The 24,499-nt window shown below is 65.2% G+C and carries 28 protein-coding genes and 1 riboswitch; of the genes, 15 read left to right on the top strand and 13 right to left on the bottom strand.

From position 1 onward, the window contains the following. Positions 1 to 15: 15 nt before the first annotated feature. On the bottom strand, positions 16 to 420 hold the full coding sequence (locus tag AC1D02_RS08925; RefSeq protein WP_477315856.1) for a CopG family transcriptional regulator: 405 nt from the start codon (positions 418 to 420) through the stop codon (positions 16 to 18). Positions 421 to 564: 144 nt separating this feature from the next. Here AC1D02_RS08925 and AC1D02_RS08920 point away from each other — a divergent pair, with 144 nt between their 5' ends. The 5 genes from AC1D02_RS08920 to AC1D02_RS08900 all read left to right on the top strand — a co-directional run bounded on the left by AC1D02_RS08920 (position 565) and on the right by AC1D02_RS08900 (position 4,027). Further along, positions 565 to 735, top strand: coding sequence for a DUF1289 domain-containing protein (locus tag AC1D02_RS08920; protein ID WP_477315854.1), 171 nt, complete (start codon positions 565 to 567; stop codon positions 733 to 735). After that, entirely contained in the window at positions 736 to 1,179 is a 444-nt protein-coding gene (locus AC1D02_RS08915) for a hypothetical protein (protein WP_477315852.1), read from the top strand. Next, on the top strand, positions 1,176 to 2,087 hold the full coding sequence (locus tag AC1D02_RS08910) for an MBL fold metallo-hydrolase (RefSeq protein WP_477315850.1): 912 nt from the start codon (positions 1,176 to 1,178) through the stop codon (positions 2,085 to 2,087). Before AC1D02_RS08915 ends, AC1D02_RS08910 begins: the two co-directional genes overlap by 4 nt. 69 nt (positions 2,088 to 2,156) lie before the next feature. Then, entirely contained in the window at positions 2,157 to 3,110 is a 954-nt protein-coding gene (locus AC1D02_RS08905; protein WP_477315848.1) for an NAD(P)H-dependent flavin oxidoreductase, read from the top strand. 108 nt (positions 3,111 to 3,218) lie between these two features. Then, a riboswitch (FMN riboswitch) is annotated at positions 3,219 to 3,378 on the top strand. 175 nt (positions 3,379 to 3,553) lie between these two features. Beyond that, on the top strand, positions 3,554 to 4,027 hold the full coding sequence (locus AC1D02_RS08900; RefSeq protein WP_477315846.1) for a 6,7-dimethyl-8-ribityllumazine synthase: 474 nt from the start codon (positions 3,554 to 3,556) through the stop codon (positions 4,025 to 4,027). A gap of 13 nt (positions 4,028 to 4,040) precedes the next feature. Here the strand turns inward: AC1D02_RS08900 and AC1D02_RS08895 are convergent, their stop codons facing one another. From AC1D02_RS08895 to AC1D02_RS08855, 9 genes are all read right to left on the bottom strand, one after another. Then, positions 4,041 to 4,601 (bottom strand): hypoxanthine-guanine phosphoribosyltransferase, encoded by a 561-nt coding sequence (locus tag AC1D02_RS08895; RefSeq protein ID WP_477315844.1) that lies wholly within the window; start codon positions 4,599 to 4,601, stop codon positions 4,041 to 4,043. A gap of 90 nt (positions 4,602 to 4,691) precedes the next feature. Then, positions 4,692 to 5,945: a phenylacetate--CoA ligase family protein gene (locus AC1D02_RS08890; RefSeq protein ID WP_477315842.1), complete on the bottom strand. Its 1,254-nt coding sequence runs from the start codon at positions 5,943 to 5,945 to the stop codon at positions 4,692 to 4,694. After that, complete coding sequence (locus tag AC1D02_RS08885) at positions 5,945 to 6,292, bottom strand: MmcQ/YjbR family DNA-binding protein (RefSeq protein ID WP_477315840.1); 348 nt, start codon at positions 6,290 to 6,292, stop codon at positions 5,945 to 5,947. Before AC1D02_RS08885 ends, AC1D02_RS08890 begins: the two co-directional genes overlap by 1 nt. An 11-nt stretch (positions 6,293 to 6,303) precedes the next feature. Continuing rightward, the gene (locus tag AC1D02_RS08880) at positions 6,304 to 7,119 is read right to left on the bottom strand and encodes an ABC transporter ATP-binding protein (RefSeq protein ID WP_477315838.1); all 816 of its coding nucleotides are present in this window, start codon (positions 7,117 to 7,119) and stop codon (positions 6,304 to 6,306) included. Positions 7,120 to 7,191: 72 nt separating this feature from the next. Next, positions 7,192 to 8,496, bottom strand: coding sequence for an ABC transporter substrate-binding protein (locus AC1D02_RS08875; protein ID WP_477315836.1), 1,305 nt, complete (start codon positions 8,494 to 8,496; stop codon positions 7,192 to 7,194). Between the two features lie 50 nt (positions 8,497 to 8,546). Next, complete coding sequence (locus tag AC1D02_RS08870) at positions 8,547 to 9,605, bottom strand: branched-chain amino acid ABC transporter permease (protein WP_477315834.1); 1,059 nt, start codon at positions 9,603 to 9,605, stop codon at positions 8,547 to 8,549. Continuing rightward, the gene (locus AC1D02_RS08865) at positions 9,606 to 10,502 is read right to left on the bottom strand and encodes a branched-chain amino acid ABC transporter permease (RefSeq protein WP_477315832.1); all 897 of its coding nucleotides are present in this window, start codon (positions 10,500 to 10,502) and stop codon (positions 9,606 to 9,608) included. Then, entirely contained in the window at positions 10,499 to 11,317 is an 819-nt protein-coding gene (locus tag AC1D02_RS08860) for an ABC transporter ATP-binding protein (protein ID WP_477316263.1), read from the bottom strand. The genes AC1D02_RS08865 and AC1D02_RS08860 overlap by 4 nt, the downstream gene beginning before the upstream one ends. Continuing rightward, positions 11,317 to 13,275, bottom strand: a complete 1,959-nt coding sequence (locus AC1D02_RS08855) for an AMP-dependent synthetase/ligase (protein WP_477316261.1) — start codon at positions 13,273 to 13,275, stop codon at positions 11,317 to 11,319. Before AC1D02_RS08855 ends, AC1D02_RS08860 begins: the two co-directional genes overlap by 1 nt. A gap of 118 nt (positions 13,276 to 13,393) precedes the next feature. Here AC1D02_RS08855 and AC1D02_RS08850 point away from each other — a divergent pair, with 118 nt between their 5' ends. The 10 genes from AC1D02_RS08850 to AC1D02_RS08805 all read left to right on the top strand — a co-directional run bounded on the left by AC1D02_RS08850 (position 13,394) and on the right by AC1D02_RS08805 (position 20,934). Beyond that, entirely contained in the window at positions 13,394 to 14,080 is a 687-nt protein-coding gene (locus AC1D02_RS08850; RefSeq protein WP_477315830.1) for a Crp/Fnr family transcriptional regulator, read from the top strand. 79 nt (positions 14,081 to 14,159) lie between these two features. Continuing rightward, entirely contained in the window at positions 14,160 to 15,977 is a 1,818-nt protein-coding gene (locus tag AC1D02_RS08845; protein ID WP_477315828.1) for an aminopeptidase P family protein, read from the top strand. Continuing rightward, positions 15,977 to 16,243, top strand: coding sequence for a hypothetical protein (locus AC1D02_RS08840; RefSeq protein ID WP_477315826.1), 267 nt, complete (start codon positions 15,977 to 15,979; stop codon positions 16,241 to 16,243). Before AC1D02_RS08845 ends, AC1D02_RS08840 begins: the two co-directional genes overlap by 1 nt. Then, positions 16,230 to 16,973, top strand: a complete 744-nt coding sequence (locus tag AC1D02_RS08835) for an MgtC/SapB family protein (protein WP_477315824.1) — start codon at positions 16,230 to 16,232, stop codon at positions 16,971 to 16,973. The genes AC1D02_RS08840 and AC1D02_RS08835 overlap by 14 nt, the downstream gene beginning before the upstream one ends. A 14-nt stretch (positions 16,974 to 16,987) precedes the next feature. After that, positions 16,988 to 17,566 (top strand): DUF924 family protein, encoded by a 579-nt coding sequence (locus AC1D02_RS08830; protein WP_477315822.1) that lies wholly within the window; start codon positions 16,988 to 16,990, stop codon positions 17,564 to 17,566. Position 17,567: 1 nt separating this feature from the next. Beyond that, positions 17,568 to 18,383: a Rossmann-like and DUF2520 domain-containing protein gene (locus tag AC1D02_RS08825; RefSeq protein ID WP_477315820.1), complete on the top strand. Its 816-nt coding sequence runs from the start codon at positions 17,568 to 17,570 to the stop codon at positions 18,381 to 18,383. Further along, positions 18,380 to 18,901 (top strand): N-acetyltransferase family protein, encoded by a 522-nt coding sequence (locus tag AC1D02_RS08820; RefSeq protein WP_477315818.1) that lies wholly within the window; start codon positions 18,380 to 18,382, stop codon positions 18,899 to 18,901. Before AC1D02_RS08825 ends, AC1D02_RS08820 begins: the two co-directional genes overlap by 4 nt. Before the next feature lie 233 nt (positions 18,902 to 19,134). After that, positions 19,135 to 19,497, top strand: a complete 363-nt coding sequence (locus tag AC1D02_RS08815; RefSeq protein WP_477315816.1) for a hypothetical protein — start codon at positions 19,135 to 19,137, stop codon at positions 19,495 to 19,497. 94 nt (positions 19,498 to 19,591) lie between these two features. Then, positions 19,592 to 20,185: an alpha-ketoglutarate-dependent dioxygenase AlkB family protein gene (locus AC1D02_RS08810; protein ID WP_477315814.1), complete on the top strand. Its 594-nt coding sequence runs from the start codon at positions 19,592 to 19,594 to the stop codon at positions 20,183 to 20,185. A gap of 194 nt (positions 20,186 to 20,379) precedes the next feature. Further along, a complete protein-coding gene (locus AC1D02_RS08805) occupies positions 20,380 to 20,934 on the top strand; it encodes a porin family protein (RefSeq protein WP_477315812.1) in 555 nt (184 codons plus the stop codon). 78 nt (positions 20,935 to 21,012) lie between these two features. On the opposite strand, the gene AC1D02_RS08800 is transcribed toward AC1D02_RS08805, so the two are convergent. From AC1D02_RS08800 to rarD, 3 genes are all read right to left on the bottom strand, one after another. Beyond that, entirely contained in the window at positions 21,013 to 21,489 is a 477-nt protein-coding gene (locus AC1D02_RS08800) for an REP-associated tyrosine transposase (protein ID WP_477315810.1), read from the bottom strand. A 172-nt stretch (positions 21,490 to 21,661) separates the two neighbouring features. After that, the gene (ettA, locus tag AC1D02_RS08795; protein WP_477315808.1) at positions 21,662 to 23,329 is read right to left on the bottom strand and encodes an energy-dependent translational throttle protein EttA; all 1,668 of its coding nucleotides are present in this window, start codon (positions 23,327 to 23,329) and stop codon (positions 21,662 to 21,664) included. Positions 23,330 to 23,597: 268 nt separating this feature from the next. Then, entirely contained in the window at positions 23,598 to 24,473 is an 876-nt protein-coding gene (rarD, locus tag AC1D02_RS08790; RefSeq protein ID WP_477315806.1) for an EamA family transporter RarD, read from the bottom strand. Between the last annotated feature and the right edge of the window lie 26 nt (positions 24,474 to 24,499).

The raw sequence follows: 24,499 nt of genomic DNA, 5'->3' as shown, positions 1-24,499 counted from the left end.
CTTATTGTCGTCGCATCAAAGAATGCGTCCGGCCAGTGCTGCCTTTACCGCCTTGCTGGCGTGTAGAGAGCCAAGCACGTAAATCGATTCGATCGTCGCCACGGCCAGTTCGGCCGTCACGTCGCTGGCGATATTTGCCAAGCCGAGCACCTGGATGTGCAGCTTCTCGCCGGCGGCGAGCGCGGTTTCCAGGTCCGCTTTGGTGTAGTGATGCATCCCCAGCACGAGACTCTTGCGCGCCACGGTCTGCCTCACCACATCGGCATGGGTGTTGAGCTGGTTTCGAATCGCGGTGCGGATCAAGTCCGTCCGGTTCGAATAAAAGCCCTCGTTCACCAGCAAGTCGATTTGACCCAAATCGATCAGGCCGAGATTAATCGTAATTTTTTCCGAATCTTGTTTCGGTTTGAAATCGTCCATTGTCCCCATATCATCCTTGTGGCATCCATTGACCATCTGTGTGGATGGTATTCTACGCTGGTAATATCTCAGGTCAAGCGCGATTCGATTGAATGCGCTAATCTGGCGACCATGAATTCAGAATTGCCAGAACAACAAACCCCCGTGCCATCGCCTTGCATCAGCCTGTGCGAGATGGCGCCCGACACGGGCCTGTGCCGCGGCTGCCTGCGCACGATCGACGAGATCGTGAAGTGGGGCGGCGCCGGCGACGATTACAAACGCGCGGTGTGGGCCGAAATCCGCCGCCGCGAAGCCAACATGGAGTTCCGCTAGATGCAGTTTTACCAACCGGCCGTCCCGGTCGCCGGCCCGGCCTACGGCGGCGGCTTCAAGATCATCGCCACCTTCATCACGGTGGTGCTGCTCGGGTACGGCGCCAGCGTTGCGCTGCGCTTCCCCTTGTTCGGCTACGGCTTCGGCGTGAAGGTGCTGCTGGTCGGCGCGACATCGCTGCTGCTGCTCAGTTATTACTGGTTCCTGCGCTCGCGCACCACCATCGACGCCGCCGGCATCCGCCAGAGCTGGGTGATGGACAAGCAGGTCGCGTGGTCCGAAGTGCGTGGCGCGAAGATGATCGGCATCCCGTATATGAGCTGGCTGTTCCCGCCGCGGATGATCGTCAGGACGGGTAACTCCTTCACCACCTTCAACGGCGGCTCGCGCGACCTGCTGGTGGAATTCGCGAAGATCTCGATCGCCTTCCAGATGAAGAAATGAGCCAGCTGCCGCCTTCGATGCGCGTCTTCGAGCGCGGCTGGCTCTCCGCCAACAACATCCTGTTCGTCGGCCGCGACGAGACCGCGCTGGTCGACAGCGGCTACGTCACGCATGCGCCGCAGACGCTGGCGCTGGTGCGCCACGCGCTGGGCGGGCGCAAGCTCGACCTGCTGGTCAACACCCACCTGCATTCGGATCACTGCGGCGGCAACGCGGCGCTGCAGGCGCACTACGGCTGCGTCACCGCGATCCCGCACGCCGAAGCCGATGCGGTGCGAGCCTGGGAAGAGGATGCCCTCAGCTACCAGGCCACCGGCCAGCAATGCGCCCGCTTCGGCTTCGAGCGCACCATCGCGCCCGGCGATGAACTGATATTGGGCGACCTGCGCTGGCAGGCGCTCGCCGCGCCCGGCCACGATCCGCGCTCGCTGATCTTCTGGTGCGCCGAGGAAGGCATCCTGATCTCGGCCGACGCGCTGTGGGAGAACGGCTTCGGCGTGATCTTCCCCGAACTCGAAGGCGAGTCCGGCTTCGCCGAGGCGCGCGCCACGCTGGCGCTGATCGGCGGACTCGATGTGCGCCTCGTGATCCCCGGCCACGGCGCGCCCTTCGAGAATGCCGGCGCCGCGCTGGCGCGCGCCAACGCGCGGCTCGATTACCTGCAGGTGGACCCGAAGCGCAACGCCGAAAACGCGGTCAAGGTACTGCTCAAGTTCCTGCTGCTCGAGCGCCAGCGCATCGCGATGCCCGAAGTGGCAGCGATGTTCGCGACGATCCCGGTGCTGACCGGCGCCAACGCACGCTTCTTCCACCGCCCGGCCGGCGAACTGGCCGAGTGGGCCGCGGCCGCCCTGGTCAAAGCCGGCGCCGCGACGCGCGAAGGCGACATGCTGGCCAACGCCGGTTAATTCCCGCACGATCGTTCTTTTTTGGTTCATAATGGCTGGACCGACCAATCCCGTATTCGAGAGTTCGCCATGGCGCTGCCCGTCGCATTGCAAAACCTGACCCTTCCCGTCATCGGCTCGCCGATGTTCATCGCCAGCGGCCCGGCCTTGGTGGCAGCCCAGTGCAAGGCCGGCATCGTCGGCGCCTTCCCGGCGCTGAACGCGCGCCCCGCGGAACTGCTCGACACCTGGCTGACCGACCTGCAGGCCGAGCTGGCGGCTTACCAGGCCGCCAATCCGGACGCGAAAGTGGGGCCGATCGCGGTGAACCAGATCGTCCACCAGTCCAACGACCGGCTGGCGCACGACGTCGAAGTCTGCGTCAGGCACCAGGTCCCGATCATCATCTCCTCGCTGCGTGCGCCGCCGAAAGAGATGCTCGACGCGATCCACAGCTACGGCGGCATCGTGCTGCACGACGTGATCTCGATCCGCCACGCCAAGAAGGCGCTGGAAGCGGGCGTCGATGGCCTGATCCTGGTGGCGGCGGGGGCGGGCGGCCATGCCGGCGCGCTGTCGCCGTTCGCGCTGGTGGGCGAAGTGCGCAAATTCTTCAGCGGTCCGCTGGCGCTGTCGGGCGCGATCGCCAGCGGCGACGCCATCCTCGCGGCGCAGGCGATGGGCGCCGACTTCGCGTACATCGGCTCGCGCTGGCTGGCGACCAAGGAATCGAACGTCAGCGACGCCTACCGCGATGCGATCGTCGAATCGGCGGCCGCGGACGTGGTGTACACCAACCTGTTCACCGGCGTGCACGGGAATTATTTGAAGAAGTCGATCGTCAACGCGGGTCTCGATCCGGAAGCGCTGCCCGAGTCGGACAAGAGCAAAATGAGTTTCGGCTCGGGCAGCGCCAAGGCGTGGCGCGACATTTGGGGCGCGGGGCAGGGCGTGGGCATGATGGACGACGTGCCGACGGTGGCCGAGATGGTCGCGCGCCTGAAGTCCGAATACGACGCCGCGCGCGCCCGCCTCGCGCTGTGAAAACGGGGTCAGGTCCGTCGGACCTGACCTCGGTTCTGTCGCCGCAGCTGTCCCGTCCAATAATGCTAGAATCACCACGCGCTGTCGCCGCACCTTTGTGACGGCAGCGCACGTTCTCAGGGCGGGGCGCAATTCCCCACCGGCGGTAATGGCGCACGCAAGCGCGCCTAGCCCGCGAGCGCTTGTCGGCGATCCTTCGGCGACAAGGTCAGCAGACCCGGTTTGATTCCGGGGCCGACGGTATAGTCCGGATAAAGAGAGAGCGGGATTGATCATGCATGCCAGGGTGGCGGTCGCAGCCCGGATCGACGGTTCTCATCGAACGTTGGCCGGTCCGCGGTTGCGGCGTTGCGCGTGCATTTTCAGGCATGCTGTCGCATGACTTCCATCCCATTCGATCCACATGCCCTGTTTTTTATACATTTAAAAACAGGAGTAATCACATGTCTCACGTTCCATTCGTAACACCAACACCGCGCGTTGCATTCATCCAGGCTGGCTGGCATGGCGACATCGTGCAGCAATGCAGGCTGTCGTTCGTGGCCGAAATGGCCAGGCTCGGCTACCTCGAATCGGGCATCGACTTAATCGATGTCGCCGGCGCTTTCGAGATCCCGCTGCACGCGCAACGGCTGGCCAACAGCGGCCGCTACGGCGCGGTCGTCGCGGCCGCCCTCGTCGTCAACGGCGGCATCTATCGGCATGAATTCGTCGCCGATGCCGTCATCTCGGGAATGATGCAGGTGCAGCTGGCCACGGGCGTGCCGGTGCTTTCCGCAGTGCTCACCCCGCACCACTTCCATGCCGGCGAGGAGCATCGGCAGTTCTTCTTCGATCACTTCAAGGTGAAGGGTGTGGAGGTGGCGCGAGCGTGCGTCGCGACGATGAACTCGCTGCACGAACTGCGCGCCGCGTAGCACCCTGTTTCTGTCAGCGCGGCTTGAGGTCTTCGGGCCTCAACGCCCACAAGCCCGGAAGGTTGCGCCAGTAGCCTTCCGCATCCATCCCGAACCCGACGACAAAGCGGTTCGGAATGCTCACTCCGACGATATCGGCCTTCACCGGCTTGGCGCGCTTGTGCGCCTTGTCGGCAAACACCGCCATCACCACTTCGGTCGCGCCCATCTCCAGCAGCCGCGCCTTGACCTGCGCCAGCGTCTCGCCTTCGTCGAGGATATCGTCGAGCAGTATGATCGTGCGGCCCGCCACGTTCGGCCGCGGCACCACTTTCCACTTGCCGTCGTAATGGCTGACGTGGATGTAATCGAATTCGAGCGGAAAGCGCAGCTGCGGCAGCAACTGGCCGGTGAACACCACTGCGCCGCCCATCACGCCGAGTACCAGCGGGAAGTGTTCTTCGTCAGGAGTGCCGAAGCGGCGGTTCAGCGCCGCCGCGACACCGCGCACGGCCGCCTGCACCGCTTCTTCATCGACGATTTCTTCCGCGTGGGCGAGGAGGGATTTGGCGCGGGCCAGGTTGAACTCTTGCATGGCGATCTACTCGAAAAAGTACATGGCCAATTATCGTGCATATCGCGAAAAACGCCGGGCGCGCAGTTGGTTTTACGCCACAGCCCGCCTTCAGCTGTAGTCGCGCCGATCCTCGATCACCTTGCCGTCGTCGGCCAGCGCGCCCGGCGCCTCGAGCGCCACCTCGCCGCGCAGCTTCGTCACGTCGCGGATCGAGGCGACGATCGCGGCTAGCTGTTCGGCCGACAGCGGCTGCGCCACCTCGCAATGCAGCGTCATCACGTCGTTCGCCATGCGGCCGGTCACCACCAGCCGCGCCTTCAGTATCTCGGGATGGCGCCGCACGATGTTGGTCACCTGCGCCGGATGCACGAACATCGCGCGCACCTTGGTGGTCTGGTCGGCGCGTCCCAGCCAGCCGCGAATGCGCGCGTTGGTGCGGCCGCCCGGCGCCGGCGTATCGGTCAGCAACGCCGACATGTCGCCGGTCGCGAAGCGGATCAGCGGATAGTCGTGGTTGAACAACGTGACGACGATCTCGCCGATGTCGCCTGGCGTTACCGGCTCGCCGGTGCCGGGACGGACGATCTCCAGGATCACGTCTTCGTCCACCACCATGCCGGCATCGAGCACGCCGCCGCTCTCGGTTTCATATGCGATGCTGCCGATGTCGGCCGACGCGTAAGTCTGCAACACGTTCGGCACGCCGTTGGCGTGGAACCAGGAGCGCAGCGATTCGGGCAGCGCTTCCGCGCCCATCAGCGCGTTCTTCACGCTGCTGATGTCGGCGCCCATCTCGCGCGCCTTCTCGATGATGATGCGCAGGAAGGAAGGCGTGCCGATGTAGGTGTCGGGCCGCAGGTCGGCCATCGCCTGCACCTGCATTTCGGTCTGGCCCGCGCCGGCAGGGATCACCGCGCAGCCGATGCGAGCGGCGCCGCCTTCGACCATGAACGCGGCCGGCGTGAAGTGATACGAAAAACAGTTCTGCAGCAGCCCGCCGGAGCGCACGCCGGCGGCGTGCATTGGCCGCGCAAAACGCCACCAGTCGCGCCCTTTCCCCTCCGGATCGTAAATCGGGCCCGGCGACACGTACACGCGCCGCAGTTCGCTTGGCGGCGTCGCGGCCAGGCCGCCGAACGGCAGCGCCGCCTGCTGCAATGCCTTGAGCTCGGACTTGCGCGTGACCGGCAGTGCGGCCAGCGCGGCGCGCGTGGTCACGCCGGCCGCGTCGACGCCGTCGAGGATGCGTGCCCAGCCGGGCGCCTGCTGCGCGCGCGCGACAAGCTGGGGCAGGCGCGCCATCAGGTCGCGTTCACGCGCATCTGGCTCGCGCGTTTCGAGCTCGTCGAGCGTATCGGCCATCAGGCTTCTCCAATTTCCCGCTGCAGTTTCCTGGTCAGCTTGGCGAACACCAGTTCATACGAGCGCTGCAGCAGCTGCTCCGCTTCCTGGTCGCCCAGCGCATCGGCGTTTTCGACCCGCACCCACTTGGCGCGCGCCAGGTAGGGCGCCGGAATGATCCCGGGCCGGTCGGTCAGCTCGAGGAAGCGCTCGTCCTCGACCTTGAAGCTCATGCCTTGCGGGTCGTCGGAACCGGTCACCATGAACATCTTCTCGCCCACCGAAAACACCACGTCGGCGCCCCACTTGATGTCCTCGGTCGCGCCGGGAAAGCTGCGGCACACGTCCTTCGCTTTTTCGAAATCCATTGTTGCTTCCTTCAAGCCAGCCAGCGTTTGCGGCGGCGGTAAAATTTCATGTCCCTGAAACTCTTGCGTCCCGCCCCGGACACGCCGAGGTAAAACTCTTTGACGTCTTCATTGGCCGCCAGTTCCGCGGCGGCGCCTTCCATCACCACGCGGCCGTTTTCCAGGATGTAGCCGAAGTCGGCGTAGCGCAGCGCGACGTTGGTGTTCTGTTCGGCCAGCAGGAAGGACACGCCTTCCTTCTGGTTCAGGTCCTTCACGATGTCGAAGATCTCCTCGACGATCTGAGGGGCGATGCCCATCGACGGCTCGTCGAGCAGGATCATCGACGGCTTGGCCATCAGCGCGCGGCCGATTGCGCACATCTGCTGCTCGCCGCCCGAGGTGTAGCCGGCCTGGCTGGAGCGGCGCTCCTTCAGGCGCGGGAAGTAGTGATACACCGCTTCCAGCGACGCCTTCTGGTCCGCGCGCGAATCGGTGCGCGTGTAGGCGCCGGTCAGCAGGTTTTCCTCGATGGTCAGGTGGCCGAAACAGTGGCGGCCTTCCATCACCTGCGACAGCCCGCGCTTGACCAGCGCGTTCGGCGTCAGCTGGTCGATGCGCTCGCCGTTGAAGCGCACTTCGCCCTTGGTGACGTCGCCGCGCTCGCCGCGCAGCAAAGTTGAAATCGTTTTCAGCGTGGTCGATTTGCCGGCGCCGTTCGCGCCCAGCAAAGCCACGATCTTCCCTTTCGGGACATGCAGCGAAACGCCCTTCAGGACCAGGATTACGTGGTCGTAGATGACTTCGATGTTGTTCACCGAAAGATAGGGCACGTCTGCGTTGGTCATAATTCCTCGATTGATTCCCGGTTCACGCTCAAGATGGGGTCAGGTCCGCCGGACCTGGCCCCGTGGTGCGCTTTAGTTCATGCAGGCCGGGGTGATTTTCTTCTCGGTCGCATACGCCATCGACGATTCCTCCAGCAGCTTGCGGGTGAGCGCGCGGTCGCCGACGATCCAGTTCGGCGTGATGGCGACCCACTTGGACCCGTTCCACTGCTGGACCTTGACGGCGCCCGAGCCTTCATGGTCGTCGCAGCTGGTCTTCACGGTCGGGAACATGCCGAACACGCCCAGCGCTTTCTGGCGCGCCGCGTCGATGTTCAGGTTTTCCAGGCCCCAGCGAATCTGCTCGCCCGTCATCACTTTGCCCTTGCCGAATTTTTCCTGCGCGGTGCGGATCGCTTCAACCCACAGCACGCCCAGCGTCATGCCGCGCATGTGGTACACCGATCCGATGCGCGACTGGTCGGCCAGGTTGCCCTTGCCGGCCGCGTAGACCTTCTTGCGGATGTCGTCGATCAGCGGGTAGTTGCCCGGCGTGTTGAAGGTCATCGAGCTGTAGCCCTTGGCCGCTTCGCCCGACGGGATGGTGTCCTCCTCGGAGCCGGCCCACCACACGCCCAGCATCTTCTCGCGCGGGAAGCCGTTGCGCTGCGCGGTCTTGATGGCGACCGAATTCATCACGCCCCAGCCCCACAGGATCACGTAGTCCGGCTTGGCCTGGCGGATCTGCAGCCACTGCGACTGCTGCTCGTTGCCCGGCGGCGCGACGGCGATCTTCAGCAGCTCGAAGCCGTACTGCTTGGCCTGCGCTTCCAGCACCGGCAGCGGCTCCTTGCCGAACGGGGAGTCGTGATACAGGTAGGCGATCTTCTTGCCCTTCAGCTTGGCCATGCCGCCTTCCTTGTCGCCCAGGTACTTGACCATGCCCGCGGCCTGGTCCCAGTAGCTGGTAATCAGCGGGAAGACGTACGGGAACACTTTGCCGTTTGCCGCGTCCGAACGGCCGTAGCCCAGCATCGTCATCGGGATCTTGTCGTTGGCGACGCGGTCGAGGATGCCGTAGGCGATGCCGGTCGACAGCGGTTCGACCAGCGTGGCGCCGCCGTGCTGGGTCTTCAGGCGCTCGTAGCATTCGACACCGCGCGACGGGTTGTACTCGGTCTCGCATTCCTCCCACAGGATCTTCACGCCATTGACGCCGCCGTTGGCGTTGACCAGGTTGAAGTAGTCGATGGCGCCGCCGTAGAATCCCGAGCCGCCGGCCGCGTAGGCGCCGACCCGGTACGACGGCAGCGCCACGAACTGGTCGGCCGCCTGCGCCGCCTGGGTGTATGCGCCGAACAGGGTCGCGCACAGCATGATCGATTTGAAGCCTTTCATTCTCGTCTCCTCATTGTCACTGCATTTGACTTCGATTGCTACCGTCGGCCTTAATGCGGGAACGGCCACAGGCGCAACTTCTCTTTACCCACTTGCCACAAGCGCGCGAGGCCATGCGGCTCCACGATCAGGAAAAATATGATCAACGCGCCAAACACCATCAACTCCAAATTCGATGCAAAGCTGGTCGGCAGCCCCAGGAAATGGCCGAAGATGTTCAGCCACACCGGCAGCAGCACGATGAAGGCTGCGCCGAGGAAGGAGCCGAGCACCGAGCCGACGCCGCCGATGATAATCATGAACAGGATGCGGAACGACAGGTCCAGGTTGTACGCCTCCGGCTCCACCGTGCCGAGGTAGGCGAAGGCGTACAGCGCGCCGGCCACGCCGCAGTAGAAGGAGCTGACCGCGAACGCCATCAGCTTGGTCGGCAGCGGCCGGAAGCCGATCACTTCGGCCGCCATGTCCATGTCGCGGATCGCCATCCAGGACCGGCCGACGTTCGAGCGGATCATGTTCTTCGCCAGCAGCGCGAGGAAGGCGACGATGCCGAGCACCAGCAGGTATTTGCTTGCCGGCGAATTGAACTGGTAGCCGAAGATCTGCATCTTCTGCACCGTCACCACGCCGGACGAACTGTAGTTGGTGAGGTAGGGAATCTTGGTCAGGCACCAGACTACGAAGAACTGGGTCGCCAGTGTGGCGGCGGCGAGGTAGAAGCCGCGCACGCGCAGCGAAGGCAGGCCGAACACGATGCCCACCAGCGCCGCGCAAAGGCCGCCCAGCACGAAGGCGATGAGCAACGGCATGCCGGGAACGCGGGCGATGAAGTTGAACGAGGCGTAGGCGCCGACCGCCATGAAGGCCGCGGTGCCGAGCGAAAGCTGGCCGGCGTACCCGGTCAGGATGTTCAGGCCCAACGCGGCTAGCGCGAAGATCAGGAAGGGGATCAGGATCGCCGACAGCAGGTAGGGCGTGGCGAACAGCGGCACTATCACCACGGCGAGCACCAGCAGCGCGCCGAGGGCGATGCGGTCCTGCCGGATCGGGAAGATCTGGTTGTCGGACTGGTAGCTGGTCTTGAACTGGCCGGCTTCACGGTAGAACATCTAGATCCTCCGGATGATTTTTTCGCCGAACAGGCCTTCCGGCCGGACCAGCAGGAACAGCAGCGCGAGCACGTACGGGAACCAGCCTTCGATGCCGCCGCCGACCATTGGCCCGATGTAGACCTCGGCCAGCTTTTCGGACGCGCCGATGATCAGTCCTCCGACGATGGCGCCCGGGACCGAGGTGAAGCCGCCGAGGATCAGCACCGGCAGCGCCTTCAGCGCGAGGAAGGTGAGGGCGAACTGCACGCCGTTGCGGGCGCCCCACAGCAAGCCCGCGACCAGCGCGACCAGTCCCGCGACCGACCACACGATGGCCCAGATCCGCTGCAGCGGGATGCCGACCGCCAGCGCCGCCTGGTGGTCGTCCGCCACCGCACGCAGGGCGCGTCCCACCTTGGTCTTCGAGAACATCAGTGCGAGGGCGGTCACCAGCACCGCGCAGATGCCGGCCGCGGTCATGTCGAACTGCGACACGATGATGTTGAAGCTGTCCATCAGGTAGGGGATCGGCACGTCCTCGATCGGCAGTTCCAGTTTGTGAACTTGCGAGCCCCACATCAGCTGCGCCAGGCCTTCGATGAAGAAGGCCAGGCCGATGGTGGCCATGAACAGCGTGATCTCGGGCTGGTTGACGAGCGGGCGCAGCACCACGCGTTCGATCGCCAGGCCGAGCGCGATCATCACCACGACGGTGGCGGGAATCGCGAGCCACATCGGCACGTGGAATTTGTCGACCATGCCGACGCAGGTGAGGGCGGCGAAGAACACCATCGCGCCCTGGGCGAAGTTGAAAACGCCGGAAGCCTTGTAGATCAGGACGAAGCCGATCGCCACCAGCGCGTACATCACGCCGGAGAGCAGGCCGCCAATCAGCACTTCGAAGAAAAAGCTCATGGTTGCACTTCCTGGTGGCCGGCGCCGAGGTAGGCGCGGATCACCTCCGCGTTGGCGCGTACTTCGTCGGGCGTGCCGTCGGCGATCTTGCGGCCGTAATCGAGCACCACCACGCGGTCGGAGATGTCCATCACCACGCCCATGTCGTGCTCGATCAGGACGATGGTGGTGCCGAACTGGTCGTTCACGTCGAGGATGAAGCGGCACATGTCCTGCTTCTCTTCGACGTTCATGCCGGCCATCGGCTCGTCGAGCAGGAGGATGTCCGGTTCGGCGGCCAGCGCGCGTCCCAGTTCAACGCGCTTCTGCAGGCCATAGGGGAGGCGCCCCACCGGCGTCTTGCGGATCGCCTGGATTTCGAGGAAGTCGATGATCTCCTCGGCCTTCGCGCGGTGCTCCAGTTCCTCGCGCCGCGCCGGTCCGATATGCAGCGCCTGCATCAGGAAGTTCGACTTCATCTTCAGGTTCCGGCCCGTCATGATGTTGTCGAGGACCGTCATGCCCTTGAACAGCGCGATGTTCTGGAAGGTGCGCGCAATGCCTGCCTTGGCCGCGCTGTAGCAGTCCATGTTGCGGCGCTGGACGCCGCGCAGCGAGATCGATCCCTGCTGCGGGCGGTACACGCCGTTGATCACGTTGAGCATCGAGCTCTTGCCGGCGCCGTTCGGCCCGATGATGGCGCGGATCTCGTGCTGGCGAACGTCGAAGGAGATGTCGGTCAGCGCCTTCACGCCGCCGAACGCCAGCGAAATGTTCGCCAGGTCGAGGATCACCGGGCCGACCTTGCGCCTGAGCGCCTGCTGGTCCATGTCCATCACGCGGCGGCCTCCATCGGCGGGTAAGTCCTGGCTTCGGCGATGCGCAGGTCGGCGCTGGCGGTGCCGACGCGGCCGTCCTCGAACCGCACCTGGGTGCTGATGAACTGCGAGGCCTTGCCCTCGTACAGGGCGCAGATCAGCACCGCGTATTTTTCGGCGATGAACTTGCGGCGCACCTTGCGGGTGCGGGTCAGCTCGTCGTCGTCCGGATCGAGCTCCTTGTGCAGCACCAGGAAGCGGTGGATCTGGGTGTCGGCCATGCCCGGCTCGGAGGCCAGGTCGGCGTTGACCTTTTCGACGCAGTCGCGCACCAGGTCATAAGTCTGCGGGTTGCCCGCCAGGTCGGTGTAGCCCGAGTAGGCGATGTTGCGCCGCTCGGCCCAGTTGCCGACGGCATCCATGTCGATGTTGATGAAGGCGCAGACCTGGTCGCGGCCATTGCCGAAGGCGACCGCCTCCTTGATAAACGGGAAAAACTTCAGCTTGTTCTCGATGTAGTTGGGCGCGAAGATGGCGCCGCCGTTCATCTTGCCGACGTCGGCGGCGCGGTCGATGATCTTCAGGTGGCCGTCGCGGTCGAACATGCCGGCGTCGCCGGTGTGGAAATAGCCGTCCGCGTCGATCACCTCGGCCGTGGCGTCCGGCCGCTTGAAGTAGCCGTCCATGGTCGCCGGCGAGCGCACCAGCACCTCGCCGTTGTCGGCCAGCTTGACCTCGACGCCGGGCGCCGGCAGCCCGACGCTGTCGAACTTGATGTTCCCGTCCGGCTGCAGGCACACGTAGGCGCAGGTTTCGGTGGACCCGTACAGCTGCTTGAGGTTGACGCCGATCGAGCGGTAAAAGCGGAACAGGTCGGGGCCGATCGCGGCGCCGGCGGTGTAGGCCACGCGCACGCGCGACAGCCCGAGCACGTTTTTCAGCGGGCCGTACACCAGCACGCGGCCGATGGCGTACTGCAGGCGGTCGCTCGCGGACACCGGCTTGCCGTCCAAAATCGCCGAGCCGCAGCGGCGTGCCACGTCCATGAAGTGCTGGAACATGCGGCGCTTGATGGCGCCGGCGTCCTCCATGCGGATCATCACGGTGGTGAGCATGTTTTCGAACACCCGCGGCGGCGCGAAGTAGTAGGTCGGCCCGATTTCGCGCAGGTCGGTCAGCACGGTGTCGCCGGACTCGGGGCAGTTGACCGTGAAACCGGCCACCAGCGCCTGCGCCAGGGAGAACAGGCAGTCGCCCACCCACGCCATCGGCAGGTAGGACAGGATGTCTTCGTGGTCGGTCAGCTTGTCGAAGCCGACGCCGCCGGTTCCGGCGGCGATGAGGGCGGCGTGCGACTGCACCACGCCTTTTGGTTTACCGGTGGTGCCGGAGGTGTACAGGATGATGGCCGGGTCGCTGCCCTGGCCGGCTTCGACGGCGGCGTCGAACGCCCCCGGATTGGCCTGGTCCCAGGCGCGCCCCAGTTCTTGCAGGCTGGCGAAGGAGATCACGCCGGCCTGGCTGTAGTGGCGCATGCCGCGCTCGTCCTCGTAGGCGATGTGGCGCAGCTTCGGGCAAAGTTCGGTCAGTTCGAGCAGCTTGTCGACCTGTTCCTGGTCTTCGGCCACGGCGAAGGCGACATCGGCGTCGCCCAGCACGTAGGCCATGTCGGCGGCGGGCGCGTCCTGGTACAGCGGCACCGGCACGCCGCCCAAGCATTGCGCGGCCAGCATCGCCCAGTACAGGCGCGGACGGTTGTCGCCGACGATGGCCAGGTTCATGCCGCGCGCGAAGCCGAGCGAGGCGAGCCCGCAGGCCAGGTCGCGCACTTCGCGATTGACCTCGCTCCAGCTCCAGGTCTGCCAGATGCCGAGATTCTTTTCGCGGAAGGCCGGGCGCGCCGGGCGCACCTGGCCGTGCGCGCGCAGGCGCCGCGGAAAAGTCTGCAGTTGCGAGCCGTCCGATGAATCCACCAGGTCCCCTCTTGTTTTGATGCGCTTCACGCAATTTTTGTGTGATGATATTAGCTTGAGGATGGAACCCATGTTGTCTTTTGAGTGACAATTGGGAGACTTTCGATGCTGCGTCGCACAAATGACTCCACCTGCACAAACACTGACCGAACACCTGAGATCGACCATCTGGGCCCGCGGCCTCTCCGCGGCCGAGATGGCGCGCGTCGAAGCGGACTGCTTCGAGCAGTTCGTGCCGAGGGGCGGCTTCGTGTGCCGCAAGGGCGAGGCGCTCGAGTGCTGGATCGGCATCATCGACGGGCTGGTCAAGATCAACAATTTTTCCCCGTCGGGGAAGAACGTGACTTTCGCCGGCGTGCCGGCCGGCGGCTGGTTCGGCGAAGGCTCGCTGCTCAAGGACGAGGCGCGCAAATACGACGCGATGGCGCTGCGCGACACGCGGGTGGCGCGCATGCCGCGCGCGACCTTCGACTGGCTGCTCGAGACCAGCCTGCCGTTCAACCGCTTCCTGCTGATGCAGCTTAACGAGCGGCTCGGGCAGTTCATCGGGCTGGTCGAAAGCGACCGCATGCTCGATGTCGACACGCGGGTGGCGCGCTGCCTGGCCGCGATGTTCAACTCGCACCTGTATCCTGGACTGGAGGCGATGGTGCAGATTTCGCAGGAGGAGATCGGCTATCTGTCGGGCGCCTCGCGCCAGCGCGCCAACCAGGCCTTGCAGCTGCTCGAGAAGGAAGGGCTGGTCAGGCTCGATTACGGCGGCATCCGGGTGCTGGACCTCAACGGCCTGCGCCACTTCCAGGCCTGAGTAATGGCGCCGTCAAATCCGGGGTCAGGTCCGCCGGACCTGACCCCATATTCCAGCGTGTTGGTAGTATCATAGAGACATGCAAAATCCATCTTCCCTCTCCGAGCGCGCCGCCATGCTGGACCAGCTGCGCGAGGTGATGCGCCGCGAGCGCATCGACGCCGTCCTGATCCCGTCGGCCGACCCGCACCTGTCCGAATACCTGCCCGGCCGCTGGAAGGGCCGCGAGTGGCTGTCCGGCTTCACCGGCTCGGTCGGCGCCTTCATTGCCACCAACGACTTCGCCGGCGTCTGGACCGACGCCCGCTACTGGGACCAGGCTGAAGTCGAACTGGCCGGCAGTGCCGTTTCGCTGATGAAGATCCCGTCCGGCGCCAGCCTGCTGTACATCGACTGGCTTGCCGCGAACCTGCGGAGCGGCCAGACCGTCGCCGTCGACGCGCGCGTCCTCGGCCTGTCCACCGCGCGCTTGCTGGCCGACGCGCTGGGCGCGCGCGGCATCAAGCTGCGCACCGACGTCGACCTGCTGGACGAAGTCTGGACCGACCGTCCTGCGCTGCCGCTCGAACTGGTGTTCGAACACACCGCGCCGCACGCCGTCGCCAGCCGCGCCGACAAGCTGGCGCAGGTGCGCGCCGAGATGGCGAAGCTTGGCGCCACGCGTCACTTCATTTCGACCCTCGACGACATTGCATGGCTGTTCAACCTGCGCGGCGCCGACGTCAATTACAACCCGGTGTTCCTGGCGCACGCGCTGGTGGGCCCGGAACGCGCCACGCTGTTCGTCGGCGACAACAAGGTGCCGGACGATGTGGCCGAACGCCTGCGCCTTGACGGCGTCGAGCTGGCCAACTACACACAGGCCGCCGCCGCACTGGCCGCCCTTGGCGCCGAAGAGGTCCTGCTGGTCGACCCGCGCCGCATCACCGCGGGCATGCGCGCGGCGGTGCCGGCCAACGTCAAGGTCATCGAAGCGATCAACCCGAGCACCTTCGCCAAGTCGAAAAAGTCGGACGACGAAGCGGCCCACGTGCGCGCCACGATGGAGCAGGACGGCGCCGCGCTGTGCGAGTTCTTCGCCTGGCTCGAGGTGCGCCTGGCCGACAAGCGCCGCGGGCCGGCCACCGAAATCGACATCGACACCCACATCTGCGCCGCGCGCGCGCGCCGGCCCGGCTTCGTCAGCCCGAGCTTCGGCACCATCGCCGGCTTCAACGCCAACGGCGCGGTGATGCACTACCGCGCCACCGAGGCGTCGCACGCCGAAATCGAAGGCGACGGCCTGTTGCTGATCGACTCCGGCGGCCAGTACCTGGGCGGCACCACCGACATCACCCGCGTGGTCCCGGTCGGAACGCCGTCGGATGCGCAGAAGCGCGACTTCACGCTGGTGCTCAAGGGCGTCATCGCGCTATCGTCGGCGCAGTTTCCGCGCGGGACCAGGTCGCCGATGCTGGACGCCCTGGCGCGCGCGCCGATCTGGGCCGCCGGCGTCGACTACGGTCACGGCACCGGCCACGGCGTCGGCTTCTTCCTTAACGTCCACGAAGGCCCGCAATCGATCTCGCCGACCACCATGCCTGAGCCGCACACGGCGATGGAGGCCGGCATGATCACCTCGGTGGAGCCGGGCATCTACCGGCCGGGCCGCTGGGGCATCCGGATCGAGAACCTGGTGCTCAACGTCGATGCGGAGACAACCGAGTTCGGCGACTTCCTGCGCTTCGAAACGCTGACCCTGTGCCCGATCGACACCCGCTGCCTCGACCTGTCGCTGATGCGTCCGGACGAGATCAAGTGGCTCAACGACTACCACGCGACGGTGCGCGCGCGCCTGTCGCCGCACGTCGATGGCGCCGCCAAAGCGTGGCTCGACGAACGCACGCGGGAGATCTGATGGCCAGTCCACGTTCCACCCGCGCCAGCGCCGCGGTCGACCGCCTGAAGAACCGCAGCGGCAATCAAGGCTATTCGATGGCGCGCACCGGCGACGGCCTGTTCTTCATCAGCGAGAAGCCGGGCTTGCCGCCGCTGTGCGAACCGCTCGAGCTGGATGCCTTCGTCGCCTTCGTCAACGCGCTCGGGCCGCAGGTGGCGCGGCGCGTCAGCAAGCTCGATGTCGCCTTCGAAAAACAACTGGTCAAGAAAAATGCCGACGGCTGACATGCTGGCCGCCTACTGGACCGGCCCCGAGATGGCCGCCAACGGCATCATCCTGCTCAATCTGATCGGCGCGCTGCTGCTTGGCCTGCTGGTCGGCTACGAGCGCTCGTACCACGGCCGCGCCGCGGGCATGCGCACCTATGGCCTGGTGTGCATGGCGTCGGCCGCGCTGACCATCATCGGCGGCTATCCGGGCCTGTGGTACGGCGCCCATGCCGGGCCGCTGATCGTGGCCGACCCTACCCGCATCATCCAGGGCGTGGTCACCGGCATCGGCTTTCTGGGCGCCGGCGTGATCATGCGCGAGGGCTTCAACATCAGCGGCCTGACCACCGCGGCGTCGATCTGGGCCTCGTCGGTAATCGGCATCATGGTGGGCGTCGGCTTCTACCTGGCGGCGATTGGGCTGGCCTTCCTGTCGTCGATGATCATGATCTACCTGCACCGCATCGAGGCGTACCTGCCGTCGCGCCATGCGGTCGCCATCATGATGCGCTTCAAGAAGGACTTCACGCCGGTCGAGGCAACGCTGCGCCGGATCGCGCTCGAACGCGGTTACGAAATCGCCGGCGGCTCGCTCGCCATCGGCGCCGTCAACGGCGCGCAGGAATGGCGATTCGTGGCGCTGGCGCTGTCGCGCAAGAGCGGCGCGACCTTGTCGGCGCTGGCCGACGAACTGGCCAGGTTCGACGGCATCGACAGCTTCCAGCTGTCGCACGCCCGCAATTAAGGAAAACTCAAACAATGCATCCTCAAGAAGTACTCGATTTCTGGTTCCTGCCGCCGCTGGCGGAAGGGCATGGCAAGCCGCGCGACGAATGGTTTCGCAAGGACGCGCGCTTCGACGCCGCGATCGCCGAGCGCTTCGGCGCCGCCATCGCGATGGCGAAAGCCGGCGGACTGCGCGAATGGGACCGCCAGGGCGCCAGGGGCACGCTGGCGCGCATTCTGCTGCTCGACCAGTTCACCCGCAACGCCTTTCGGGGCACGCCGGAATCGTTCAGCGGCGACGCGCTGGCGCTGGCCGCCGCCATCGAGCTGCACGAATCCGGCGCCGACCGCAGCCTGACGCCGACCGAGCGCTGGTTCGCCTACATGCCGTTCGAGCACGCCGAGGACGCGCGCATGCAGGAGAAATCGGTCATGCTGTTCGCCGAGCTGGCGCAGGAAAGCGATGACTTCGGCAGCGCGCTCGATTACGCGCACCGGCACCGCGGCGTGATCGCGCGCTTCGGCCGCTTCCCGCATCGGAACGCGATCCTGGGACGCGCATCGACGCCGGAAGAACTGGCGTTCCTTAGCCAGCCGGGCTCCGGCTTCTGACGTGACGCCCACGCTCAACATCGTCGGCGCGGGGCACCTTGGCCGCACGCTGGGCCGGCTGTTCGCCGCCGGCGGCGCCTTCGCCGTGCAGGACGTGCTGACCCGGTCGCACGCCAGCGCGGCCGAGGCGGCGGCCTTCATCGGCGCCGGCCGCGCGGTCGAATCGGCGGCGCAGCTGCGCCCGGCCGATGCGGTGATGCTGGCGGTGAGCGACGACCAGATCGAGGCGGCCTGCGACGCGCTGCCCGATGTCGCCGGCGTGCTGGTATTTCACTGCAGCGGCGCCAAATCGTCGGCCGCGCTGGAGTCGGCCGCCGCGAGAGGCGCGCTGACGGCCAGCGTGCATCCGGTGCGCAGCTTCGCCGATCCCGACAGCGTGGCGCGCGACTTCGCCGGCACCTGGTGCGGCGTCGAGGGCGATGCGCGCGCGCTGGCGCTGCTCGAGCCGGCGTTCGCCGCGATCGGCGCGCGGCTGGTGGCGATCGATCCGGCCGCCAAGACGGTGTACCACGCGGCCTCGGTGTTCGCCTCCAACTACCTGGTGACCGTGCTCGATGCGGCCTTGCGCGCCTACCAGGCGGCGGGCATTCCGGAAGACGTGGCGCGCGAACTGGCGCGGCCGCTGGCCAGCGAAACGCTGGAAAACGTGTTCCGCCTCGGGCCGCGCGCCGCGTTGTCCGGCCCGATCGCGCGCGGCGACTTCGCCACGGTGGCGCGCCAGCAGGCGGCGCTGGATGAACGGGACGCCGAGGCGGGACGGCTGTATCGCGCGCTGGCCGAGGCCACGGCAGCGCTGGCGAAGCGGGACAAGCCATGATCCGCAAGGCGGTGGCGAGCGACCGCGCCCAGGTGCTGGCGCTGTACAAGCTGGTGGCGACGGTCCCGGACGGCATCGCGCGCACGCCCGACGAGGTGAGCGGCGAGTACATCGACGGCTTCATGCACAAGGCGTCAGCCAACGGCGTCGAGCTGGTGTGGGAGGAGGGCGGGCGCATCCTCGGCGAGATCCACGCCTCCAATCCCGGCATTGCCGCGCTGGCGCATTTGCTGACCGACCTGACGATCGCCGTGGCGCCGGACGCGCAGGGGCGCGGAGTGGGGCGCGGCCTGTTCCAGGCGCTGCTCGACGAAGTGATCGCGAACATGCCGCACATCCACCGGGTCGAGCTGTTTGCGCGCTCGTCGAACGTTCGGGCGCGGGCGCTGTACCACTCGCTCGGGTTCGTCGATGAAGGGCTGCTGCGCGCACGGGTCAACAACTCGCTAGGCGTTCCTGAAGACGACACCTTGATGGGCTGGTTGCGGCCCACAGTCACAGTCAACACCGGGGTCTGACCCTCGCGGACCGGGCGTCCCCGTCAGTCCCCATCCCCTTGGCCGCCTGTTGCTGTCCGCCAACATCGAAGCCGCGCTCTCCACTCTTTTACATCCGTCTTTTTATTGCACTAATGCAAAAAAGATGCGCTAAAGCATCGACATTCGTGTCGAATCGCAATAAGCTACGCGGTCTGGATGTTTTAATTGAGCAACTTCCCGCATCGGCGGGGCGGCTTACGAAGGAGAGCAACATGCTGTTTTTGAAGAGCACCGCCGCCACCAAGGCGCCTGGCATTTACGAGCTGGACATCGCCGCGAAACCGCCGGGCAAGACCTTCGGCGTTTTCCTTGCGACCGATCCGGACAATCCGCCGACCGAGGTGCTGACCGGGCTGTCGCTGCTGGGCTTCCAGAACACCTATCAGCAAGCCTACACCCACAAGGACAAGGGCAAGGTGCTCGACATGCACTTCCAGAAGAACGGCACCGACCTGTTCAATGGCTGGAAAACCGAAGAGTGCGCCGCCAACATGGCCGGCATCGAAGCGCTGTTCGCCGGCATCGGCCTGAAGGTGGCGCCGCGCGTGATGACGCTGGCTGAAGCCTACGCGTAACACCTGGCAGCGACCGGCATGGGTCGGTTCCGCCGGACCTGACCCTCGACCGTGCGTCTATGGCATGATTAGCCTCTTCGGGCAATCATTCGGCATGGACCTGTTCTCCTCTGACAAACTGACGACGATCCCGGTGCGCGACGGCGAACTGGCGTTCCTGCCGCAGTTGCCGCTCGCGTTGCCGAATGACGAGGTGCTGGCGCGCCTGATCGACGAGACTGCCTGGCGCAGCGAGGTCATCACGGTGTGGGGCAAGCAGCATCCGCAGCCGCGCCTGACGGCCTGGCACGGCGAGGCGGCCTACACCTACTCGGGCCTGCGCCTGGAGCCGCTACCGTTCACCCCGCTGCAGCAGGAAATCCGGGCGGCCGTCGAGGCTGCCACCGGCCGGCGCTTCAACAGCGTCTTGCTCAACTACTACCGCGACGGCCGAGACAGCATGGGCATGCACAGCGATAACGAGCCGGAACTGGGCCCCGAACCGGCGATCGCGTCGGTCAGTTTCGGTGCCGAACGGAGCTTTATCCTGCTCCACAAGGCCAGCGGAGAGCGCCTGAAAATTGCGTTGAGCGACGGCAGCCTGCTTTTGATGGCGGGAAAACTGCAGCAGCACTGGACCCACGGAATTAACAAAACCGCCCGTCCGGTCGGCTCAAGAGTGAACCTAACCTTCCGGATGATCGTCTAACCTTCGGCATCGTGCCCTAAACTCAGCCATGCATATAAATGAACGAAAGGTCAGTAACGCGGCTTTTCGCTTACATCTCATTACATTTCTTACCTAATCAGCAAGGACGTGTCGAATTCACGATGCTATCTTGGAAATAACCGCGATTCACAGGAATTGCGGTCCAGACGATTAACAACATCAAAGGATTCCGCATGAAAAAGCTTATTTTTGCACTAATCGCCGCCGCAACCGCCATGGGTTCGGCCCAGGCCGCCGGCCCTTACGTTGGCGTGGGCGTCGCTTCGGCCGACCACAACTACAATCTGGGGACCGCGACCAACGTCAATGGCGACGGCTACAAGGCCTCCGGCAAAATTTTCGGCGGCTATGACATCGACCAAACCTGGGGCGTGGAAGCGGGCTACACCGATTTCCGCAAGTCCGACTACAGCCGCACCGTCAATGGCGTGGCCGGCACTGGAACCTCGGACGGCCACTCGTTCTACGTCGCAGGCAAGGCAACTGCGCCGATCAGCGAGCAATTCTCGATTTACGGCAAGCTGGGCGCAGCCAACAACAAGCGCACCCTGAACGACCCGATCTACGGGCGCAGCGACAGCAAGACCGAACTGTATGCCGGCGTGGGCGCGCAGTACAACCTGAACCAGAAGGTCGCGCTGACGCTGGAGTACGAGCGTTATGGCAAGAAGACGGACTTCGGTCCGAAACCCGATGTCATCACGGCTGGCGTGAAATACGCCTTCTGATGACGGGGTGAGAGAGGCGGCTCAGGCTGCCCGCTCGCCAGACGTACCAAAAAGCCCGCCAATGCCTGGTGGGCTTTTTCATTGGTGGACCGGTCCCCCTGACAAGCCGGCGGCGACGAAGCGATGCAGCGACGACCATTGCCAGTCGGCGGCGTCGGCGCACAGGCCATGGCGCAGCGGATTGCTGTGGACGTAGTCGACCAGGCGCACGTAGTCGGCGTCGTTGTCGATGCGGCGTTCGCGGTAGTGGCGCTCCCACACCAGGCTGCCCGGGCCGGCGCCCGACTTGCGCAGCGCTTTCGAGAACGCAATCTTGACCGCGCGCCAGCGGCTGGCGCAGTCGTGGTCGCCCGGTGGCAAGGTCCAGATCGCGTGGGCGTGGTCGGGCAGCACGACCCAGGCGTCGACATGGAAGGGGCGCTTCGCGCGCGACTGGCGCATCGCATCGCCGAACGCGGAAAAATGGTCGGTCAGCAGCGTGCTGCCCGGCTCGAACAGGCGCACGGTGAAGAACCAGGTCGCGCCCGGGACGCGGTTGTGGCGGTAATCGGTCATGGATTGAGTGTGCCAAGATGGCCGCCGATTCATGTCGAATGGCGCAAACGCGCGGGCCTTGTTGGCGGATCACGCAGCGGGAATATACCGTGCGGGATGCTTCGATGAAGCACGATTGGAGCGCGCAAAAGCGAAAAAGCTCCCCGGAGGGAGCTTTCGGCAGCAGCGGCGCTTACACCGTCAGCGGCTTGTAGCGAATGCGCTTCGGCTTGGCGCCTTCTTCGCCGAGGCGTTTCTTCTTGTCGGCTTCGTATTCCTGATAGTTGCCGTCGAAGAAGGTGACCTGCGAATTGCCTTCGAACGCCAGGATGTGGGTGGCGATACGGTCGAGGAACCAGCGATCGTGCGAGATCACCATCACGCTGCCGGCGAACTCGAGCAGCGCATCTTCCAGCGCGCGCAGGGTCTCGACGTCGAGGTCGTTGGACGGTTCGTCGAGCAGCAGCACGTTGCCGCCTTGCAGCAAGGTCTTCGCCAGGTGCAGGCGGCCGCGCTCACCACCGGACAGGTTGCCGACGATCTTCTGCTGGTCCGAACCCTTGAAGTTGAAGCGGCCCAGGTAGGCGCGCGACGGCATGTTGAAGCGGCCGACGGTGAGCATGTCGGCGCCGCCGGCGACGTCGTCGAACACCGACTTCTTGTCCGACAGCTCGTCGCGGTGCTGGTCGACGATCGACACCTTGGCGGTCTTGCCGATCACGACCTCGCCGCTATCGGGCTGCTCTTTGCCGGTGATCATCTTGAACAGGGTCGACTTGCCTGCGCCGTTGGGGCCGATGATGCCGACGATCGCGCCCGCAGGAATGGTGAAGGACAGGTTGTCGATCAGCAGGCGGTCGCCGAACGCCTTCGACACGTTCTTGAATTCGATGACTTCATTGCCAAGGCGCTCGGCGACCGGGATGAAGATCTCCTGGGTCTCGTTGCGCTGCTGGTATTCGTGCTCCGACAGTTCGTTGAAGCGGGCCAGGCGGGCCTTGGACTTGGCCTGGCGCGCCTTCGGGTTCTGGCGCGACCATTCCAGTTCCTTCTGCAGCGCCTTCTGGCGTGCCGATTCGGTCGATTCTTCCTGCTTCAGGCGGGCCTGCTTCTGGTCCAGCCATGAGCTGTAGTTGCCCTTCCATGGAATGCCGCTGCCGCGGTCCAGCTCCAGGATCCACTCGGCGGCATTGTCGAGGAAGTAGCGGTCGTGGGTGATGCCGACCACGGTGCCCGGGAAGCGCAGCAGGAACTGTTCCAGCCATTCGACCGATTCGGCGTCGAGGTGGTTGGTCGGCTCGTCGAGCAGCAGCATGTCGGGCTTCGACAACAGCAGCTTGCACAGCGCCACGCGGCGCTTTTCGCCGCCCGACAGCACGCCGATCTTCTGTTCCCACGGCGGCAGGCGCAGCGCATCGGCGGCCATTTCCAGCTGCAGGTTCAGGTTGCCGCCGTCGGACGAGGAAATGATCGCTTCCAGGCGCGCCTGCTCGGTGGCGAGCGCGTCGAAATCGGCGTCCTCGTCCGCGTAGGCCGCGTACACCGCTTCGAGCTTGGCTTGCGCTTCGAACGCCTCGCCGAGGCCCGACTCGACTTCCTGGCGCACCGTCAATTCAGGATCGAGCTGCGGTTCCTGCGGCAGGTAGCCGATGTTCAGGCCCGGCATCGGGCGCGCTTCGCCCTGGATGTCGGTATCGATGCCGGCCATGATTTTCAGCAGGGTCGATTTACCGGAGCCGTTCAGGCCGAGCACGCCGATTTTGGCGCCGGGAAAGAACGACAGCGAAATGTCTTTCAGAATCTGGCGTTTGGGCGGGACGATTTTGCCCACGCGGTTCATGGTATAGACGTAATTTGCCATTGCAGTGATCTCAGGGTGTGACGGAAGGTGCACAGCATACCGGAAAAGCGTGCTCAGGGGTCTTCCCCCCCGGGGTCAGACCCGCTTTTTCCGGGTGCTCTGGCTCATTCGAACGAACAAAAAACGGGTCTGACCCCGTGGGTGTTTGCGGTACCCCCGGCCACGCCATAGGCCTGCGACCGCGTCGGGCGTCTCAGGGTCAGACCCGATTTTTGCGCGTGTTTGCCAGGGTTGAGCGAACAAAAAACGGGTCTGACCCCGAGGTTTTTTAGGGCTGCGCGCGGCTGCGCCACAGGCCTTCGGCCGCGTACAGCGCCAGCGCGCTCCAGATCAGCGCGAAGCCGACCAGACGCTCGGCCGTGAAGGCTTCGTGGAACAGCCACACGCCCAGCAGGAACTGGATCGTCGGCGAAATGTATTGCAGCATGCCGAGCACCGCGAGCGGGATCTTGCGCGCGCCCGCGGCAAACAGCAGCAGCGGGATCGCGGTGATCGGCCCGGCCGCCGCCAGCAGCCAGCGCGTGCTGTCGGCCTCGCTGTTGATGAAGGCGTTCTGGCCCTGCACCGTCAGCCAGATCACGTAGCCCAACGCCAGCGGAAACAGTACCATCGTCTCGAACGCCAGCCCTTCGAGCGCGCCCAGCGCCGCAGTCTTGCGCATCAGCCCGTAGGCGCCGAACGTCGCCGCCAGGATCAGCGCGATCCACGGCACCGTTCCGGATTGCCACGTCAGCCACGCCACGCCCAGCGCCGCCAGCGCGATCGCCGCCCACTGCCCGACGCGCAGCCGTTCCTTCAGCAACAGGTAGCCGAACATGATGTTGACGAGGGGATTGATGAAGTAGCCCAGGCTGCCTTCGATCACGTGACCATTGTTGACCGCCCAGATGTACACCAGCCAGTTACCGCTCAGCAGGAAGGCGCTGGCGACGAAGCTGCCGATCACGCACGGCTTGCCCAGCATCTCCGGCAGCCATTTCCACTGGCGCCGCACCGTCAGCACGATGGCCAGGAACAGCAGCGACCACAGCACGCGGTGCGCCAGGATCTGGCCGGGCGGCACCTGATTGAGCGCATGGAAATAGATGGGAAATGAACCCCAGCAGAGAAAGGCCAGGGTTGCATTGATGATGCCGGTGCGCATGGAGGAGCTCGGTGTTTTGCTGAGCC

The organism is Massilia sp. P1_C10 (genome assembly GCF_056406475.1).
This window is presented reverse-complemented; position numbering and strand designations above follow the sequence as displayed.

Coding starts and splice junctions, on each gene's coding strand:
- ettA (WP_477315808.1), bottom strand. CDS start 23,329: ATGGCAAATTACGTCTATACCATGAACCGCGTGGGCAAAATCGTCCCG.
- AC1D02_RS08900 (WP_477315846.1), top strand. CDS start 3,554: ATGTCTCACGTTCCATTCGTAACACCAACACCGCGCGTTGCATTCATC.
- AC1D02_RS08880 (WP_477315838.1), bottom strand. CDS start 7,119: ATGACCAACGCAGACGTGCCCTATCTTTCGGTGAACAACATCGAAGTC.
- AC1D02_RS08800 (WP_477315810.1), bottom strand. CDS start 21,489: ATGACCGATTACCGCCACAACCGCGTCCCGGGCGCGACCTGGTTCTTC.
- AC1D02_RS08875 (WP_477315836.1), bottom strand. CDS start 8,496: ATGAAAGGCTTCAAATCGATCATGCTGTGCGCGACCCTGTTCGGCGCA.
- AC1D02_RS08870 (WP_477315834.1), bottom strand. CDS start 9,605: ATGTTCTACCGTGAAGCCGGCCAGTTCAAGACCAGCTACCAGTCCGAC.
- AC1D02_RS08830 (WP_477315822.1), top strand. CDS start 16,988: ATGCATCCTCAAGAAGTACTCGATTTCTGGTTCCTGCCGCCGCTGGCG.
- AC1D02_RS08840 (WP_477315826.1), top strand. CDS start 15,977: ATGGCCAGTCCACGTTCCACCCGCGCCAGCGCCGCGGTCGACCGCCTG.
- AC1D02_RS08835 (WP_477315824.1), top strand. CDS start 16,230: ATGCCGACGGCTGACATGCTGGCCGCCTACTGGACCGGCCCCGAGATG.
- AC1D02_RS08895 (WP_477315844.1), bottom strand. CDS start 4,601: ATGCAAGAGTTCAACCTGGCCCGCGCCAAATCCCTCCTCGCCCACGCG.
- AC1D02_RS08850 (WP_477315830.1), top strand. CDS start 13,394: ATGACTCCACCTGCACAAACACTGACCGAACACCTGAGATCGACCATC.
- AC1D02_RS08865 (WP_477315832.1), bottom strand. CDS start 10,502: ATGAGCTTTTTCTTCGAAGTGCTGATTGGCGGCCTGCTCTCCGGCGTG.
- AC1D02_RS08860 (WP_477316263.1), bottom strand. CDS start 11,317: ATGGACATGGACCAGCAGGCGCTCAGGCGCAAGGTCGGCCCGGTGATC.
- AC1D02_RS08925 (WP_477315856.1), bottom strand. CDS start 420: ATGGACGATTTCAAACCGAAACAAGATTCGGAAAAAATTACGATTAAT.
- AC1D02_RS08805 (WP_477315812.1), top strand. CDS start 20,380: ATGAAAAAGCTTATTTTTGCACTAATCGCCGCCGCAACCGCCATGGGT.
- AC1D02_RS08810 (WP_477315814.1), top strand. CDS start 19,592: ATGGACCTGTTCTCCTCTGACAAACTGACGACGATCCCGGTGCGCGAC.
- AC1D02_RS08845 (WP_477315828.1), top strand. CDS start 14,160: ATGCAAAATCCATCTTCCCTCTCCGAGCGCGCCGCCATGCTGGACCAG.
- AC1D02_RS08890 (WP_477315842.1), bottom strand. CDS start 5,945: ATGGCCGATACGCTCGACGAGCTCGAAACGCGCGAGCCAGATGCGCGT.
- AC1D02_RS08815 (WP_477315816.1), top strand. CDS start 19,135: ATGCTGTTTTTGAAGAGCACCGCCGCCACCAAGGCGCCTGGCATTTAC.
- AC1D02_RS08910 (WP_477315850.1), top strand. CDS start 1,176: ATGAGCCAGCTGCCGCCTTCGATGCGCGTCTTCGAGCGCGGCTGGCTC.
- AC1D02_RS08905 (WP_477315848.1), top strand. CDS start 2,157: ATGGCGCTGCCCGTCGCATTGCAAAACCTGACCCTTCCCGTCATCGGC.
- AC1D02_RS08885 (WP_477315840.1), bottom strand. CDS start 6,292: ATGGATTTCGAAAAAGCGAAGGACGTGTGCCGCAGCTTTCCCGGCGCG.
- AC1D02_RS08915 (WP_477315852.1), top strand. CDS start 736: ATGCAGTTTTACCAACCGGCCGTCCCGGTCGCCGGCCCGGCCTACGGC.
- AC1D02_RS08820 (WP_477315818.1), top strand. CDS start 18,380: ATGATCCGCAAGGCGGTGGCGAGCGACCGCGCCCAGGTGCTGGCGCTG.
- rarD (WP_477315806.1), bottom strand. CDS start 24,473: ATGCGCACCGGCATCATCAATGCAACCCTGGCCTTTCTCTGCTGGGGT.